At 65.8% G+C, this 17060-nt stretch carries 11 protein-coding genes; 10 read left to right on the forward strand and 1 reads right to left on the reverse strand.

Annotation, left to right across the window (positions count from 1 at the left end; genetic code table 11):
• The first annotated feature begins 205 nt into the window (after positions 1 to 205).
• The 6 genes from PPZ50_RS09775 to PPZ50_RS09800 all read left to right on the forward strand — a co-directional run bounded on the left by PPZ50_RS09775 (position 206) and on the right by PPZ50_RS09800 (position 7793).
• Positions 206 to 1261: a LacI family DNA-binding transcriptional regulator gene (locus tag PPZ50_RS09775; RefSeq protein ID WP_066687480.1), complete on the forward strand. Its 1056-nt coding sequence runs from the start codon at positions 206 to 208 to the stop codon at positions 1259 to 1261.
• 410 nt (positions 1262 to 1671) lie between these two features.
• Complete coding sequence (locus PPZ50_RS09780) at positions 1672 to 3081, forward strand: sugar porter family MFS transporter (protein WP_066687484.1); 1410 nt, start codon at positions 1672 to 1674, stop codon at positions 3079 to 3081.
• A gap of 70 nt (positions 3082 to 3151) precedes the next feature.
• Positions 3152 to 4933: an IlvD/Edd family dehydratase gene (locus PPZ50_RS09785; protein ID WP_269746886.1), complete on the forward strand. Its 1782-nt coding sequence runs from the start codon at positions 3152 to 3154 to the stop codon at positions 4931 to 4933.
• A 10-nt stretch (positions 4934 to 4943) separates the two neighbouring features.
• Entirely contained in the window at positions 4944 to 6083 is a 1140-nt protein-coding gene (locus PPZ50_RS09790; protein WP_066687485.1) for a fumarylacetoacetate hydrolase family protein, read from the forward strand.
• A gap of 23 nt (positions 6084 to 6106) precedes the next feature.
• Complete coding sequence (locus PPZ50_RS09795; protein WP_066687491.1) at positions 6107 to 6901, forward strand: SDR family NAD(P)-dependent oxidoreductase; 795 nt, start codon at positions 6107 to 6109, stop codon at positions 6899 to 6901.
• 1 nt (position 6902) lies between these two features.
• Positions 6903 to 7793 carry an SMP-30/gluconolactonase/LRE family protein gene (locus PPZ50_RS09800; protein ID WP_066687492.1) on the forward strand — a complete coding sequence of 297 codons (891 nt, stop codon included), beginning with the start codon at positions 6903 to 6905 and terminating at the stop codon, positions 7791 to 7793.
• A gap of 264 nt (positions 7794 to 8057) precedes the next feature.
• Here PPZ50_RS09800 and PPZ50_RS09805 read toward each other — a convergent pair whose 3' ends face one another.
• On the reverse strand, positions 8058 to 9080 hold the full coding sequence (locus PPZ50_RS09805; protein ID WP_066687496.1) for a LacI family DNA-binding transcriptional regulator: 1023 nt from the start codon (positions 9078 to 9080) through the stop codon (positions 8058 to 8060).
• A gap of 188 nt (positions 9081 to 9268) precedes the next feature.
• Between PPZ50_RS09805 and PPZ50_RS09810 the strand changes: the two genes are divergently transcribed.
• From PPZ50_RS09810 to PPZ50_RS09825, 4 genes are read left to right on the forward strand one after another with little or no spacing between them, the layout of a single operon-like run.
• Complete coding sequence (locus PPZ50_RS09810; RefSeq protein ID WP_232307827.1) at positions 9269 to 12022, forward strand: TonB-dependent receptor; 2754 nt, start codon at positions 9269 to 9271, stop codon at positions 12020 to 12022.
• A gap of 42 nt (positions 12023 to 12064) precedes the next feature.
• On the forward strand, positions 12065 to 13600 hold the full coding sequence (locus PPZ50_RS09815) for a tryptophan halogenase family protein (RefSeq protein ID WP_336314559.1): 1536 nt from the start codon (positions 12065 to 12067) through the stop codon (positions 13598 to 13600).
• The gene (locus PPZ50_RS09820; protein ID WP_066687500.1) at positions 13597 to 15387 is read left to right on the forward strand and encodes an alpha-amylase family glycosyl hydrolase; all 1791 of its coding nucleotides are present in this window, start codon (positions 13597 to 13599) and stop codon (positions 15385 to 15387) included. Before PPZ50_RS09815 ends, PPZ50_RS09820 begins: the two co-directional genes overlap by 4 nt.
• Positions 15387 to 17009 carry an alpha-glucosidase family protein gene (locus tag PPZ50_RS09825; protein ID WP_066687503.1) on the forward strand — a complete coding sequence of 541 codons (1623 nt, stop codon included), beginning with the start codon at positions 15387 to 15389 and terminating at the stop codon, positions 17007 to 17009. The genes PPZ50_RS09820 and PPZ50_RS09825 overlap by 1 nt, the downstream gene beginning before the upstream one ends.
• Positions 17010 to 17060: the final 51 nt, after the last annotated feature.

Here is a 17060-nt window from a genome sequence, read left to right on the forward strand (position 1 = left end):
AGCAGGCAGGCGAGCGCAAGGCGGACGGGCTTCGACGCTAGGGTCACGATCTCTCTCCCATGACATTCGGCGTCCGGCGCAGCCGTCACCGTATTTGGTAGCGCTATCAGCTATCGGGCCGCCGGCGATGCGTCAACCGATCGTCGCGATTTGCAATCGGCCCGGCTGCGCCATAATCAGTGATCCGAAGGAGCCAACCATTTTCATGGATAAACCCAGTCGCCGCAGCGGGGGCAGCGTCACGATCCAGGATGTCGCGCGCACCGCCGGCGTATCGGCGATGACGGTGTCGCGAGTCGTGAACGGCGGCGCCAATGTCCGCCAGTCGACCCGCGAGGCGGTGCTGGCGGCGATCGAGCAGCTCAACTATTCGCCGAACAGCGCGGCGCGCAGCCTGGCGGCGGGGGAGGCGGCGCAGATCGGTTTGCTCTATGCCAACCCGTCGATGGCCTATCTGTCGCATTTCCTGATCGGCGCGCTGGAAGGTGCGCGCAAGGTCGGCTGCCATCTGGTGCTGGAGCCGTGCGATGGCGACGGTCCGGAAGCACAGGCGGAAGGCGCGCGGCGGTTCGCGTCGACGCCGGTGCAGGGCGTGATCCTGCCGCCGCCGCTGTCGGATGCCCCGCTGGTGCAGGACGAACTGGACGCGGCGGGCACGCCTTCGGTCGCGGTCGCGGTCGGCATGGCGCAACCAGGCCGCTCGTCGGTTCGCATCGATGATTTCGCGGCGGCCAAGGCGATGACCGGGCATCTTCTGGGTCTGGGCCATCGCCGGATCGGTTTCGTGCGCGGCAATCCGAACAACGGCGCGAGTGCGGAGCGGTGGCGGGGGTTCGTCGCGGCGATCGAGGGCGCCGGTCTGCAGGTCGCGGACATGCCGGTCGAACAGGGGCTGTTCACCTATCGGTCGGGCATCGATGCGGCCGAAGGACTGATCGACCGGGAGGATCGACCGACCGCGATCTTCGCCAGCAACGACGACATGGCGGCGGCGGCGATCAGCGTCGCGCATCGCCGCGGGCTGCACGTGCCGCAGGATGTCAGCATCGTCGGGTTCGACGACACCTCGCTCGCCACCACCACTTGGCCCGAGATCACCACCATCCGCCAGCCGATCGCGGCGATGGCGGAGGCGGCGGTCGAGATGCTGCTGACCCAGGTGCGCGAACGGCGGGCGGGCAACGATGTCGGCGAGGACGAGGACCGGGTGTTGGAGCATGAACTGGTCGTGCGGCAGTCGTGCGGGCCGGTGCCGGAATGATGGCGTAGGCTGGGCCGGTCAACCCGGTCCTGTTGCCACCCCAGACTTGAGACTTTTGTGAAAGTCGCGCGCTATACTAGGAGATCTGCCGTACCCCCGCCTGCGCGGGGGTGCAGCAAGGGGCGAAGGGTTGGGACTTTCGCAGAGGTCTCGACTTGATCCGGGGTCCCGCTTTCTACGGGGGGCGGAGAAGAAGCGGGACCCCGGGTCAAGCCCGGGGTGACAGTGGGAGGTGGGCCTTTTCGACGCCACCGGCACTGGAATGGCGGAGGGGCGATCGGCCTCGCCAAACGTCTTCAGGTAAAATCGGTTTGACGTTCGATTGCGGCGCTTGCAATTATCATAAGAATTCGTCACCGTTACCGCTAACACGTCGCCATGCGCGGCAGTGAGCTTGGGAGTGGACGGGGATGACAGAGGCGAGCGGGGAGCGCGTGAACATCGCGCTTGTCATCGCCATCGTCGCGGTGGCGACGATTGGCGGTTTGCTGTTCGGATATGACAGCGGTGCGGTGAACGGGACGCAGGAGGGGCTGAAGAGCGCCTTCGGGTTGAGCGAGGCGGGGCTGGGCTTCACGGTCGGCTCGCTGCTGATCGGTTGTTTCGTCGGTGCGTTTCTGGCGGGCAAGCTGGCCGACGCGATGGGCCGCCGCAAGGTGATGATGCTCGCCGCGATCCTGTTCCTCGTCGGCGCGCTGGTCCAGGGGTTCAGCCATGTCCAGCTGCTGTTCGTCGTCGCGCGCTTCATGGGCGGCATGGCGGTCGGCGCGGCATCGGTGCTGTCGCCCGCCTATATTTCCGAAGTTGCCCCCGCCAATATTCGCGGGCGGATGACGACGATCCAGCAGATCATGATCATCACCGGCCTGACCGCCGCGTTCGTCGTGAACTATTATCTGGCCGCCGCCGCGGGCGCCTCGACCGAAATCTGGTGGGGCGGCTATGAGGCGTGGCGCTGGATGTACTGGATGCAGGCGATCCCGGCGGCAGTGTTCCTGGTCGCGTTGCTCTTCATCCCGGAAAGCCCGCGCTATCTGGTGCAGAAGGGGCGTCTCGACGAAGCGCGCATCGTGCTGACCCGGCTGTTCGGGCCGGCAGCCGCGGCGGTGAAGATCCGCGATATCGAGGCGTCGTTCAGCAAGGATCACCGTCCGCAGCTTCGCGACATCATGGACCCGGTGAAGGGCGGCATCCGCCCGATCGTCTGGGCCGGCTTCGTGCTGGCGGTGTTCCAGCAGCTCGTCGGCATCAACGTCATCTTCTATTATGGCGCGACCCTGTGGCAGCTGGCCGGCTTTACCGAAGACCAGTCGTTGCAGATCAACATCCTGTCGGGTGTCGTGTCGATCGCGGCCTGTTTCGTGACGATCGCGCTGGTCGACCGGATCGGGCGCAAGCCGTTGCTGCTGATCGGTTCGGCGGGCATGGCGGTGACGCTGTGGGCGCTGGTCTATTGCTTCCACAACGGCACGCTCGACGCGGCGGGTAAACTTCAGCTGTCGGCGGAACTCGGCACGCTCGCGCTATGGGCGGCGAACCTCTACGTCGTGTTCTTCAACGTCAGCTGGGGCCCGATCATGTGGGTCATGCTGGGCGAGATGTTCCCGAACCAGATGCGCGGATCGGCGCTGGCGATCTGCGGCTTTGCCCAGTGGTTCGCCAACTATCTGATCGCGCAGAGTTTTCCGGTGATGGCCGCCGGCCTGGGTCTGACGATCACCTACAGCTTCTACGGCATCTGCGCCGTCATCAGCTTCTTCCTCGTCCAGAAGTTCATTCATGAGACGAAGGGCAAGGAGCTGGAGGACATGCAGGGCTGAGAATCTGCGTTACGCGTAACCTTCGCTACCTTCGGCCCCGCGCGTTGCGGGGCCTCTCGACCGAGTGGACATGATGACCCGTACCCCCGCCCGTCCGTTCCGATCGCGCGAATGGTTCGCCGCGCCCGGCCGTCTCGACATGGCCGCGCTGTATCTTGAACGGTTCATGAACTACGGTATCACGCCCAGGGAACTGACCAGCGGGCGGCCGATCATCGGCATCGCCCAGTCGGGATCGGACCTGACGCCGTGCAACCGCATCCACCTGGAAACGGTCAAGCGGGTGAAGGCGGGGATCGAGGCGGCGGGGGGGATTCCGATGGAATTTCCGACCCATCCGATCTTCGAGAATTGCCGCCGGCCGACCGCGGCGATCGACCGCAATCTCGCCTATCTCGGGCTCGTCGAGATTTTGAACGGCTATCCGATCGATGCGGTCGTGCTGACCACCGGGTGCGACAAGACCACGCCGTCGGCGATCATGGCGGCGTCGACGGTCGACATTCCGGCGATCGTGCTGTCGGGCGGGCCGATGCTCGACGGGTGGCATGACGGCGATCTGGTCGGGTCGGGCACGGTGATCTGGCGCTCACGGCGCAAGCTCGCGGCGGGCGAGATCACTGAGGAAGAGTTTCTGGAGGCGGCGACCGCGTCGGCGCCGTCGGCCGGCCATTGCAACACCATGGGTACGGCATCGACGATGAACGCCATCGCCGAAGGGCTGGGCATGTCGCTGCCCGGCTGCGCGGCGATCCCGGCGCCCTATCGCGAGCGGGGGCAGATCGCGTACGAGACGGGCAAGCGTATCGTCGAGATGGCCTATGACGATTTGCGTCCGTCGAAGATTTTGACGCGGCAGTCGTTCCTGAACGCGATCGCGCTCATCACCGCGATCGGCGGATCGTCGAACGCGCATCCGCATCTGCACGCGATGGCGCGCCATGCCGATATCGAGCTCAAGCCGTCCGACTGGATGGAGTTTGGCTATGACCTGCCGCTGCTGGTCGATGTGCAGCCGGCGGGGCGGTTCCTGGGTGAGCGCTTCCACCGCGCCGGTGGCGTGCCGGCGGTACTGTCCGAACTGATCGCGGCGGGGAAGGTCGACGGCAATGTCGCGACGGTTACCGGCAGGACGCTGGGTGAGAATGTCGCCAACCGCTTTGCTACCGATCGCGAGGTCATCCGGGCGTACGACCAGCCGCTCAAAGAACAGGCGGGCTTCCTGGTGCTGTCGGGCAATCTGTTCGACGTGGCGATCATGAAGACCAGCGTGATCGGTCCCGATTTCCGGGCGCGCTACCTGTCGCGGCCGGGCCATGAGGGCTGTTTCGAAGGGCGGGCGATCGTGTTCGACGGGTCGGACGATTATCACCACCGGATCGACGATCCGGCGCTCGATATCGACGAGAACTGCATTCTCGTCATTCGCGGCGCGGGGGTGATCGGCTGGCCGGGATCGGCCGAGGTCACCAACATGCAGCCGCCCGCCGCCTTGCTGCAACGGGGTATCCAGAGCCTGCCGACGATCGGCGACGGGCGGCAGTCGGGGACGTCGGACAGCCCGTCGATCCTGAACGCCTCGCCCGAAAGTGCGGTCGGCGGTGGCCTCGCTTGGCTGTGTACCGGCGACACGATCCGCATCGACCTGAACCATGGCCGCTGCGACATGTTGGTCGACGATGCCGAGATCGCACGGCGCAAGGGCGAGGGCATCCCGCCGGTGCCGGCCAGTCAGACGCCTTGGGAAGAAATCTACCGCGAGAAGGTCGGGCAACTGGGCGAAGGTGGTGTGCTCGACCTTGCGCTGAAATATCGTCGGACGTCGGAAACGACGCCGCGCCACAATCACTGAGGAAACGGACATGAAAAGCGAACATGCCGCGCGGATGCTGCCGGCCGATCATGACCAGGCGCTGCTGGTCGGGCGGATGCAGCTGGCCGACGGCCCGACGCCGGTGGTGGTGAAGGGCGGCAAGGTTATCGACGTATCGGCGCATGCCGCGACCGTCGCCGACCTGTTGGAGTGCAGCGATATCGCGTCGCTTGACGGTCCGGTGGTGTGTGACACCGCCGCGCTGGCGGATCCGGCGGGCGAGCATCCGCCGATCCTGTCGCCGATCGACCTGCAATGCGTGAAGGCGGCGGGCGTCACGTTCGCGGTTTCGGCGCTGGAGCGGGTGATCGAGGAGCGCGCGCGTGGCGATGCCGATGCGGCGCAGGGTATTCGCGGCGATCTGGAAGCGCGCATCGGCGGGGGCATTCGCTCGGTGAAGCCGGGGTCGAGCGAGGCCGCCGAGCTGAAGGCCGCGCTGATCGACGCGGGCATGTGGTCGCAATATCTGGAGGTCGCGATCGGCCCCGATGCGGAGGTGTTCACCAAGGCACCGGTGCTTTCGACCATCGGCTGGGGTGGTGAAGTCGGCATCCGGTCGGACTCGTCGTGGAACAACCCCGAACCGGAAATCGTCGTCGTCGCCACCAGCGACGGCAAGATCGTCGGCGCGACACTCGGTAACGACGTCAACCTGCGCGACTTCGAAGGACGCTCGGCGCTGCTGCTCGGCAAGGCGAAGGATAACAACGCCTCGACCGGCATCGGACCGTTCATCCGCCTGTTCGACGGCACCTTCACCATGGACACCGTCCGCGACGCGGTGGTCGACCTGCGCATCGATGGACCGGAGGGTTATGTCCTGACCGGCACCAGCACGATGCGCGAGATCAGCCGCGATCCGGAGGATCTGGTGCGGCAGGCGCTGTCGGAGCACCAGTATCCCGACGGCTTCGTCCTGTTCCTCGGCACGCTGTTCGCGCCGGTACAGGATCGTGACGAACCGGGCCGGGGCTTCACCCATAAGCCGGGCGACGTGGTGCGGATCAGCACCACGTCGCTGGGCGAGCTGGTCAACACCGTCACCACGTCGAAGGTGGCCGAGCCGTGGCGGTTCGGCATCCGCGACCTGATGCGCAACCTTGCGCGCCGCGGCCTGATCGCCGCCTGACACCTCTTTGCTGGAAAACCTCCATGTCGCCTGACGATTTCGCCTACCCGATCGCGCCCGAAGCCCGTGCTTCCTATCCGTCACTCGCCGGCAAGCGCGTGCTCATCACCGGCGGCGGGTCGGGGATCGGTGCGGGCGTGGTCGAAGGGTTCGTGCGACAGGGCGCGCACGTCACCTTCTTCGACATTGCCGAAGAGGATTCGCGCAAGCTGATCGAGGAACTGGCAGACGTCGGTCCGACCCCCATGTTCCAGCGGGTCGACCTGACCGATATCGCTTCGCTCAAGGCCGCGATAGCCGATGCGATCGCGCAGGGCGGTGAGTTCGACGTGCTCGTCAACAACGCCGCCAGCGACGACCGCCATTCGATCGAGCAGGTCGACGAAGCCTATTGGGACAACCGGATGGGCGTGAATTTGCGCCACCTGTTCTTCGCCGCGCAGGCGGTGATCCCGGGCATGAAGGCCAGGGGCAAAGGCGTGATCGTCAACATGGGGTCGATCAGCTGGCATTTGGCGCTCGAGGAGCTGACCCTGTACCAGACCGCCAAGGCGGCGATCGAAGGGCTTACCCGCAGCTTCGCACGCGAACTGGGCGGCGACGGCATCCGTTCGGTCTGTGTCATCCCGGGCAATGTTCGCACCCCGCGGCAGTTGAAATGGTACACGCCGGAGGGCGAGGCGGAGATCGTGAAGGCGCAGTGCCTGAACGGTCGGCTGGTCGCCGGCGACATCGCGGCGATGATCCTGTTCCTTGCCTCCGACGATGCGCGGCTGGTAACCGGGCACAGCTTTTTCGTGGATGCAGGGTGGCGCTAGGATGACCAAGGTACAGAAATCCGAACCGGTCAGCGTCTGGGACCTGGCGGCACCGTTGCTGGAGGGACCGATCTGGGTCGATCGGGACCAGGCACTTTGGTTCGGCTGTATCAAGACGCCGCGCGTCCATCGCTACGATCCGGCGAGCGGTGAGCGGCGCAGCTGGGCAGCACCCGGCCAGTGCGGTTTCGTGCTTCCATCGGCGGACGGCAAGTTCATCGCGGGCCTCCAGACCGGGCTGCATCGCTTCGATCCGGTCACGGGCGGGTTCGAACTGCTGGTCGATCCCGAACCCAATCTGCCGGGCAACCGGCTGAACGATGCGACGGTGGATTCGTCGGGGCGGCTGTGGTTCGGGACGATGGATGATGGCGAAAGTGCCGCGACCGGGACCATCTATCGCCTAGGCGCAGACGGGCGGGCGGTCGCGTCGGCGCCGCCGGTCGCGATCACCAACGGCCCGGCGGTCAGCCCGGACGGGCGGACGCTGTATCATGTCGATACGCTGGGCGGGCATGTCTATGCCTGCACCATTGCCGACGACGGGTCGCTGACCGATCGGCGGCTGTTCGTGTCGATCCCGAACGACGAAGGTTATCCCGATGGCCCGGCGGTAGACGCCGAAGGTTGCGTCTGGATCGGCCTGTACACCGGCTGGGGCATCCGCCGCTATTCACCGAAGGGCGAGTTGCTGGAGACGTTGCGGATGCCGGTCGATGCAATCACGAAGGTTGCGTTCGGCGGGCCGGACCGGCGGACGGTGTTCGCAACCACCGCGAACAAGCATCACGACGCCGAACAGGCGGCGGCGCAGCCGCTGGCGGGGAATTTGTTCCAGTTCGAAGTCGATGTGCCGGGCGTGGCGGGGACGGAGATTTCGGTCGGGGTTTGAAGGGGCGGCTCTCAGGGGTACTCGATCGTCATCCCGGATGTGATCCGGTCCAGCATTTTTGAAGAAGCTGGCACGTGATCTACCCGGCGCGATACGTCGCCCCAGCGCAGGCTGGGGCCTCAAGCGGCTCCTGCCGTGTGCGATCACCGAGAGATCCCAGCCTGCGCTGGGATGACGTTTGTCGCGATGAGGAGGGTTCAGGCTTCGGGAGAAGGAGGGCCCCGGATCAAGTCCGGTATGACGTTGTTGCTGGCGCTACTGCCCTCAGCTCGACTTGCGCACTACCAGTTCGGGCGGGAGTAGCGCCGGCGCGGTTTCGCGGCGGTTGATGCGGCGGATCAGCATGTCGACCAGCAATTCGCCGGCGCGCGCATAATCCTGTCGGATCGTCGTCAGCGGCGGTTGGGCGAGCGAGGCGGCGGGGATGTCGTCGAAGCCGATGATGGCGACATCGCCCGGCACGCTGAGCCCCGCTTCGGCCAGCGCCCGCATCGCGCCCAGCGCAATCATGTCCGATGCGGCAAAGATGCCGTCGAACGCGATCCCGCGGGCGAGCAAGCGGCTGGCGGCGTCATAGCCCGATGCCTCGCTCGACAGCGCATCGACCTGCAATCCCGGATCGACCGGCAGGCCCGACGCCTGCAACGCGGCGGTGAGCCCCCGATAGCGGTCGCGGGACTCCGGATAGTGGCTCGATGCATCGCCGAGAAAGGCGATGCTGCGCCGACCCCGGTCGATCAGATGCTGGCCGGCATCGCGCCCGCCGCCGAGATTGTCACAGCCGATGACGGTGCCGGGATGCGCCGGATCGGCCGATCCCCAGCGCACGAAATGCGTCCCCTGCGCGACCAGCTGATCAAGGCGGCGCGAATAATCGTCGAAATCGCCATAGCCGAGCAGGATGAGCCCGTCGGCCTTGCGGCTGTCCTCATAATCGACATGCCAGTCGGCGGAGAGCTGCTGGAACGAGGTCAGCAGGTCGTAGCCGCGCGCGCCGCAGGTGTGGAGGATCGACCCCAGCATCGACAGGAAGAACGGGTTGATCCGCGATCCGTCGGGTGCGGGGTCTTCGAAGAACAGCAGCGCCAGGGTCGAGGTGCTGCCTCGGCGGAGCGCGGAGGCGTTCTTGTCGACCTTGTAGTTCAGCTGGGCGGCGATCGCCTCGATCCGGAGGCGGGTGGCGGCGCTCACCGTCCGGTCGCCGCGCAGGGCACGGCTGACCGTCGGTTGCGACACGCCGGCCAGTGCCGCGATGTCGAACGAGGTCGGCTTGTCGCCCGCCGCCATGCGATGTCCTCTCCCGGCCCCCCATGGGCGTTGCCGCCGGTGTAGCGGCGACGCATAACGTGGGGCAAGGGGCGACTGAATACGTATGCTGTCCGCTTCTCAACATGCCCCAATGGTTTCAATAGGGCGGTACGGACGAACCGGGCGAAAGAGCCGGGGAATCAACCATCGTTGGGGAGGATTGGATCATGCGGTATTCATCTCAAGCGTCGACGTGCGCCAAATTGGCGCGGGGGTCGAGCATCACGGCATTGATGGTCGCAGGGCTGCTGGCCGGGGCAGGCACCGCTGTTGCGCAGACCGCGCCGGCGCAGGCCGACGCGACCGATCCGACCGCGACTCCGGCGTCGGAAGAAGATACCGACATCGTCGTCACCGGCTTCCGCGCCAGCCTGGAAAACGCCGTCGCCGAAAAGAAGAACCGCGATCAGGTCGTCGAATCGATCAGCGCGGAAGATATCGGCAAGCTGCCCGATGCGTCGATCGCGGAATCGATCGCCCGCCTGCCGGGCCTTACCTCGCAGCGTGTCTCGGGCCGGTCGAACTCGATCTCGATCCGTGGTTTCGCGCCCGATTTCTCGACCACGCTGCTGAACGGCCGCGAACAGACGTCGACCGGCGACAACCGCGCCGTCGAATATGACCAGTATCCGGCCGAAATCATGAGCCAGGTGCTGGTGTACAAGACCGGCCAGGCGAACCTGGTCGGGCAGGGCCTGTCCGGTACAGTCGACCTGCGCACCGTCCGGCCGCTGGAATATGGGCGTCAGGCGATCTCGATCGGCGCGCGCGGCACCTATGCCGATCTGGGCAAGCTGAACGCCGGATCGCGCGACAAGGGCTATCGCGTCAACGGCACCTATATCGACCAGTTCGCCGACGAGACGATCGGCGTCGCGCTGTCGGCCAATTATCTGGACGAACCGTACCAGATCCAGGAGTTCAACGCCTGGGGCTATGCCGGTTTCAACGGGCAGGGCGTGATCGGCGGGTCGAAGTCGTACGTCACCTCGACGCGGCTCAAGCGCCTGGGTCTGTCGGGGACGTTGCAGTACCGGCCGGTGCCGAACCTGACCGTGACGGTCGACGGCTTCTATTCGGACTTCAACGACGACCAGATCAAGCGCGGCATCGAACTGCCGCTGGGCTATGGTCAGGATTTCAACAACGCCGCCAATCCCAATGGCGTGAAGCTGACCAACACGACAGCGAACAGCGACGGCTTCATCACCTCTGGCACGTTCGGCAATGTCGAGGGCGTGGTCCGCAACGACGCGTTCGAGCGCAAGGCGAAGCTCTATTCGTTCGGCTACAACATGGCGTGGCGCGGCGATGACGGCTGGAACGCGACGCTCGACGCCAGCTATTCGAAGACCGATCGGCAGGAGATCATCCTCGAAAGCTATGCCGGCACCGGCTACGGCCAGAATGTCGGGGCGAAGGACACGATTTCCTTCACCAGCGGCAAGACCGGCACGCGCTTCTCGCCGACGCTGAACTATTCGGACCCGAACCTGATCCTGCTGACCGATCCGCTCGGCTGGGGTGGCGCCAATCTGCAGGCGGGCTATTTCAACGATCGCATCGTCAAGGACCGGATCGCGCAGTATCGCTTCGAAGTCGAGAAGGAACTGGACAATTTCTTCGGCGCGGTGAAGGTCGGGCTGAACTACACCGATCGTGACAAGTCGCTGACCCCGGACGAAGCGCTGCTCGCGCTGAGCGGTGGCCTGCGCCAGCTGCGCATTCCCGACCAGTATGTGAAGGAGCCGACCAGTCTCAGCTATCTCGGGCTGGGGCCGATGCTGAGCTACGACCCGCGCGACCTGCTGGCAGGCGGTGTCTATTCGCTGATCGCGAACACCAGCCTCGACGTCCCGGCGAAGGCGTTCCGGATCGAAGAAGACCTGATGACGATGTATGTCCAGGCGGACATCAACCAGGACATCGGCGCATCGATCCTGACCGGCAATATCGGCGTTCAGGCGGTCAATACCGAACAGAAGTCGTCGGGTCTGGTTGCCGCCGCCGGGACGCTGGTCCCGACCATTCGCGGTGCGGATTATTGGGACCTGCTGCCCAGCATCAACCTGTCGCTGCGCATGCCCGGCGACTGGGTGATCCGTGCGGGTGCCGCGCGGCAGGTGCAGCGGCCGCGACTCGACGACATGCGCGTGTCGCAGGGCTATGGGTATAACCCGCAGGAACGCATCATCACCGGCGGCGGCGGCAATCCGTTCCTTCGCCCGATCCGGTCGAATTCGTTCGATCTTACGCTGGAGAAGTATTTCGGCCGGGCGGGCTACATCGCGGCGCAGGGGTTCTACAAGGACCTGAAGTCGTTCGTGTACAACCAGACCATCCCGTTCGACTATGCGGGCTTCCCGACGCCCACCGGTACGCCGCCGGGCACCCCGACGCTGGGCCGGGCCGACGTGCCGATCAACGGCGAGGGTGGCAGCATCTACGGCGTCGAACTGGCCGCTACGCTGCCGCTCAACACCTTCGTGTCGTTCCTCGACGGGTTCGGCGTGACCGGTGGCGGATCGTGGACCAAGACGCAGATCAAGCCCACCCCGACCGCCCCGGCCGAGGATATTCCCGGCTATTCGAAGTGGGTCATCAACGGCACGGCGTATTTCGAGAAGTGGGGCTTCAGCGCCCGCGGATCGGCGCGCTATCGCTCGACCTTCGTGGGTGAACTGTCGGGCTTTGGCGGTAATCGCCAGCGCCGCCGTGCACTGGACGAGACGATCATCGATGCGCAGATTGGTTACGAGTTCCAGAAGGGCACCGCGCTCGAAGGGCTGTCGCTGTTCGTGCAGGGGCAGAACCTGACCGACGAACGCTTCGCGACCGTCGATCCAGCGTACGACCTCGCCGTGATCGACTATCAGAGCTATGGCCGGCGCTTCCTGGCCGGGGCATCGTTCCGGTTCTGATGCTCTACCCCGCCTGCCCATGATCGGGCAGGCGGGACCGACGTGACGGAGGCGATGATGGCGATCGATCAGGAACCCGTCCGGACTGTCGCGATCATCGGCGGCGGTTCGGCCGGATGGATGGCGGCGGCGGCGCTGGCCCGCTTTCTGCCCGCCGGCACCGTCATCACGCTGGTCGAATCCGATGCCATCGGCACGGTCGGGGTGGGCGAGGCGACCATTCCGCAGCTGCGGCTGTTCAACCAGCATCTCGGCATCGACGAGGATGATTTCGTCGCGCGGACCGGCGGCAGCTTCAAGCTGGGCATCGAATTTGCCGGCTGGAACGGCGCGGACAGCCGCTACCTCCACGCCTTCGGCACGATCGGCCGCGCGGTCGGGTTGGTGCCGTTCCACCATTACTGGCTGGCGGCGGGCGGGGGCGACCGGCCGCAGTCGCTGTGGTCGCACAGCGCCTGCGCGGTCGCGGCGGCAGCGAACCGGTTCGACCGCGATCCCGGCAATCCGCAGGCGCCGTCCGGCATCGCCTGGGCCTATCATTTCGATGCGGCGCGCTATGCCGCCTATCTGCGTGAGCGGGCCGAGCGCGCGGGCGTCGTCCGGGTCGAAGGGCGCGTAGTCGATGTTTCGCAGGACGGTGAAACCGGCCTGATCGCCGGCGTTACGCTGTACGATGGGCGGCGGGTCGAGGCGGATTTCTTTATCGACTGTTCGGGGTTCGCCGCGCTGCTGATCGGGCGGATGGCGGGCGATCGCTGGGACGACTGGTCGGCGCTGTTGCCGTGCGACCGGGCGCTGGCGGTGCCGTGCGCATCGGTCGAGCCGATCACGCCCTATACCCGGGCGACGGCGCGCACGGTGGGTTGGCAATGGCGTATCCCGTTGCAGGAGCGGACGGGCAACGGCCTCGTCTATTCGAGCGCGCATCTGTCCGACGACGAGGCCGCGACGACATTGCTCGACAATCTTGATAGGGCGGCGCTGGGCGATCCCCGGCCGTTGCGCTTCACCACCGGGCGGCGTCAGGCGCCGTGGATCGGCAATTGCGTTGCGCTCGGGCTGGCCGCCGGGTTCATGGAGCCGCTGGAGTCGACGTCGATCCATCTGGTCCAGTCGGGGATTGCGCGGCTGTTGTCGCTTTGGCCGAGCGCCAAGCCCCGCACCGCCGATATCGCCGAGTTCAATCGGCAATCGGCGCGCGAATGGCTGAGCATCCGCGACTTCCTGATCGCGCATTATGCGCTGAACGGGCGGGACGAGCCGTTCTGGCAGGAACGTCGCGCGACGCCGCTGCCCGATAGCCTGATCGAACGCATCGCGCTGTTCGAACAATCGGGGCGGATCGTCCGCGACGAGCATGAATTGTTCGCCGAGGTCGCGTGGTTGCAGCTGCTGGTCGGGCAGGGGGTGGTCGCCAAGGGCTATCACCCGCTCGCCGATGCCCTACCCGCCGCCCGGCGTGACCAGTTTCTCGACATTTCGGCGCAACATGTAGCCGCCACGGTCGCGCGGATGCCGACCCATGACCAGTTTCTCCGCGCCCATTGCCCGGCGCCCGACGCAAAGGTTGCCGCGTGATCCGATCCCTGCTCCTCGCCCTGACCCTCGGTGCCAGCGCGCTGCCCGTCGCTGCCGTCGCGCAGGATTTCCGTGCGCGGGCGCCGGAGGACGAGGTCATCTACTTCGTCCTGCCCGACCGGTTCGAGAATGGCGACAAGGCGAACGACCGCGGCGGGATGACCGGCGACCGGCTGGTCCATGGGTTCGATCCGACCGCCAAGGGTTTCTATCATGGCGGCGACCTGAAAGGGCTGACCGCGCGGCTGCCCTATATCCAGTCGCTGGGTGCCACCGCGATCTGGGTCGGGCCGATCTTCAAGAACAAGGCGGTGCAGGGCGGGCCGGGCAGCGAGTCCGCCGGCTATCACGGCTATTGGGTGACCGACTTCACCCAGGTCGACCCGCATCTGGGGACCAATGCCGATTTCAAGGCGCTGGTCGATGCGGCACATGCGCGTGGGATGAAGGTCTATATGGACATCATCGCCAACCATACCGCCGACGTGATCCAGTATCGCGAATGCGTGGGGAAGGCCGAGTGCGTCTATCGCAGCCGCGCGGATTATCCCTATTCGGCTAGGGCCAAGAACCGGGGCTTTGCCGGCGATGGCGTGCAGACGGCGGAGAATTTCGCGAAGCTGACCGATCCGTCCTTCGCCTATACCCCGTTCGTGCCGCCGGCCGAGCGGTCGGTGAAGGTGCCGGCATGGCTCAACGACCCGATCTATTACCATAATCGCGGCAACACGACGTTCAGCAACGAAAGCTCGCAAATGGGCGATTTCGTCGGGCTGGACGACCTGATGACCGAGAATCCGCGCGTGGTGGCCGGGATGATCGATATCTTCGGCGGCTGGATCGACCGGTTCGGGATCGACGGTTACCGCATCGATACCGCGCGACATGTGAACCCGGAATTTTGGGCGGCGTTCGTGCCGGCGATGCAGGCGCGGGCGAAGGCGCGCGGTATCCCCAATTTCCACGTCTTCGGCGAAGTCGCGCTGTCGTCGCTCGACGCGGGTGGCCTCGCCGCCTGGACCAAGACCGGCAAGTTCCCGGCCGTGCTCGACTTCTCGTTTCGCGAGGCGGTGTTGCAGAGTGTTGCGGGTACGAAGGGCACTGATGTGTTCGAGACTGTGTTCGACGGCGACGTGCTCTATGCCGGCGGCGAGGCGATGGCGCGGCAGTTGCCGACCTTTACCGGCAACCACGACAATGGCCGCTTCGCCTTCTACCTGCGGCAGGCGCGGCCGCAGGCGAGCGATGCGGAAATCCTGTCGCGGGTGATGCTGTCGAACGCGATGCTGCTGACGCTGCGGGGCGTGCCGACGATCTATTCAGGCGACGAACAGGGCTTTGCCGGTGACGGCAACGATCAGGACGCGCGCGAGGACATGTTCGCGTCCCAGGTCGCGTCGTACAACGACAACAAGCTGGTCGGCACCAATGCGACCACCGCGACCGCCAATTTCACGCCTAGCCACCCGCTGTACCGGCAGATCGCCGAACTGGCGAAGCTCCGGAACGAGACCCCGGCGCTGACGCGCGGCCGGCAAGTGCTGCGCGCGCGGGAGGACAAGCCGGGTCTCCTCGCCATTTCGCGGTTCGATCCGATGAGCGGCGGTGAGGTGCTGCTGGTGTTCAACACATCGGACGCGCCGATCACCCGCAACGTGCAGGTCGAGACCGCCTCCACCCGGTTCCGCGCCCTGTCCGGCACATGCGGCAGCGTGACCGCGCCGGGTGCGATCCGCCTGACCATTCCCGCCCTTGGCTATGCGGTGTGCGCCGCGGAGACCCGATAATGACCGAAGCAGCCGCCCGGACGATCGCCCCCGAACCCGCCACCGCCCGTCCGTGGTGGCACGGCGCGACCATCTACCAGATTTATCCGCGCAGCTTTGCCGACAGCAATGGCGACGGGATCGGCGACCTGCCCGGAATCACCGCGCATCTCGACTATGTCGCATCGCTGGGCGTCGATGCGATCTGGCTGTCGCCGTTCTTCACTTCACCGATGAAGGATTTCGGCTATGACGTCGCGAATTATTGCGATGTCGACCCGATCTTCGGCACGCTCGCCGATTTCGATGCGTTGATCGCCAAGGCGCATGCGCTGGGCCTGCGCATCATCATCGACCAGGTGTGGTCGCACACCAGCGACGAACACCCCTGGTTCGTGGAGAGCCGGTCGAGCCGTACCAACCCCAAGGCCGACTGGTATGTGTGGGCCGATGCCAAGCCCGACGGCTCGCCGCCGAGCAACTGGCAGTCGGTGTTCGGCGGCCCGGCCTGGACGTGGGACGCGCGGCGCGGGCAATATTATCTGCACAATTTCCTGAAGGAACAGCCGCAGCTCCACGGCCACAATGCGGAGCTGCAGGAAGCGCTGCTCAACACCGCGCGCTTCTGGCTCGACCGCGGCGTCGATGGGTTCCGGCTGGACGCGATCAACTTCGCGATGCACGACCCGGAATTGCGCGACAATCCGCCGATGCCGAGCAACGGCAAAACGCGGACCCGCCCGTTCGATTTCCAGCGCAAGCTGTACAATCAGGGGCATCCGGACATTCCGGCATTCCTCGAACACGTCCGCGCGCTGCTCGACAGCTATGGCGATCGCTTCACCGTTGCGGAGATCGGCGGCGACGATGCGACGCGCGAGATGAAGCTGTTCTGCGAGGGCGACCGGCGGCTCAACACCGCCTATGGCTTCGACTTTCTCTACGCGCCCGAACTGTCGCCCCGTATCTTGCGTGACGCGTTCGATACCTGGGGCGAGGATGCGCCTTGGCCGAGCTGGGCGTTCGAGAACCATGATGCGCCACGTGCGGTCTCGCGCTGGCTGACCGACCCGGCCCATGCGGGGGCGTTCGGGCGGATCAAGATGCTGCTGCTCGCCTGCCTGCGCGGGAACATCTTCCTCTATAACGGCGAGGAACTGGGGCTGCCGCAGGTCGACATCGCATTCGAGGATCTGCAGGATCCGGAAGCGATCGCGAACTGGCCGCTGACCCTGTCGCGTGACGGTGCCCGCACGCCGATGCCATGGGCGGCGGATGCGGAGAATCTGGGGTTCGGGTCGGGCAAGCCTTGGCTGCCGACCGGCGAGGCGCACCGGGCGCTGGCGGTGGACCGGCAGGCGGAGGACGATGCGTCGCTGTTGAACTTTACCCGGCGTGTCCTGCGCCTGCGCAACGCCCATCCGGCGCTGCGGTCAGGCAGCATGACCATCGTCGAGGCATCGGATTCGATCTTCGCATTCGAACGCGAACTGGACGGGCAGCAGGCGCTCTGCGTGTTCAACCTGTCCGATGCACCGGCGACCTTCGCAGGCGGAGCGGGCCGGCGAGCGATCGAAACCATCGGCGATGTGGACGGGGACCGGTTCGGTCCGTTCGCGGCGCAGGTCGGGATCCGCGACTGAAACACGTGCGGCTTTCCACTCCCGTTCGTGCTGAGTAGCGGCTGAGCGAAG

It is taken from the genome of Sphingomonas hankookensis (assembly GCF_028551275.1).
Lineage (GTDB): Bacteria > Pseudomonadota > Alphaproteobacteria > Sphingomonadales > Sphingomonadaceae > Sphingomonas > Sphingomonas hankookensis_A.